1 protein-coding gene is annotated in these 838 nt (G+C 59.4%); it reads left to right on the top strand.

What is annotated here, in order from left to right; genetic code table 11:
- The coding region (locus NFJ07_RS25570; RefSeq protein ID WP_269998906.1) for a hypothetical protein at positions 1-838 on the top strand (838 nt) is incomplete at both ends.

Raw genomic sequence — 838 nt, 5'->3', positions numbered from 1 at the left:
CAACGCCGCACAGGCTGCTGTAGACGGTGCGCTGACGGGCAAGCAGGATCACGCGGCGCGGCTGGATCAGCTCGTGCAGTTGCCAGCTACCTCCGGTATGTACAGTGTGGTCACGCTTAACGGTGGTGGTGTGCTGGCCAGACTCACCACATCACCCTTTGTAGGTGACACGCTGATGCCATCTGCGGACGCTAACACGTTCCGTGTTGGTCTAGGTCTGGGCGCTGCTCAGAACGTGAACTTCGCCAGCGTGACTACAACAGGCAACGTGACTGCCAACGGGTACGTCGCAGCTAACACCATGGGCACTGTGGCTGGTGCGCAGGTTGCGTTCACTGGCGGCATCAACGCTGCTGGTGACATCTACGGCGGAACTCTCCGTTCAAAGGCGGGTGTTGTTCAGTCGTTCGCAGCTACTGCCGCGTCTAACGCGCACCTGTGGTTCTACAACGTCGATGGCACCTCGCGTGGTATCATCTACGCGGGCACTGACAGTGCGATCCGTATCCAAGCGGGCGCCTCACAGATTGCCGCTACGTTCACTGCCGCTGGTCAGGCGAATTTCCAGTCTATTACGACCTACCGAGATTCGCCAACCGGGCAGTCCTACATGTACAGCCCGTACGCTCAGCTAGACGGCAGCATGTACGGCACATCCTGCCTGCAATTGCAGGGCACGGGTAATGGCGTAGCCAACCTCGGGTTCCACAACGCTGGCCGTGTGGCCGGTTCCCTGTGGCTCAACACCGACGTGCAACTGTGGTGGATGACCAAAGGCGGCACCAACATGCTCATGCTGCACAACTTCAACCTCATGAGCCAGATCGCTGGGAACATG

Source organism: Arthrobacter sp. B2a2-09, assembly GCF_027587375.1.
Classification (GTDB): Bacteria; Actinomycetota; Actinomycetes; order Actinomycetales; family Micrococcaceae; genus Arthrobacter.
This window is presented reverse-complemented; position numbering and strand designations above follow the sequence as displayed.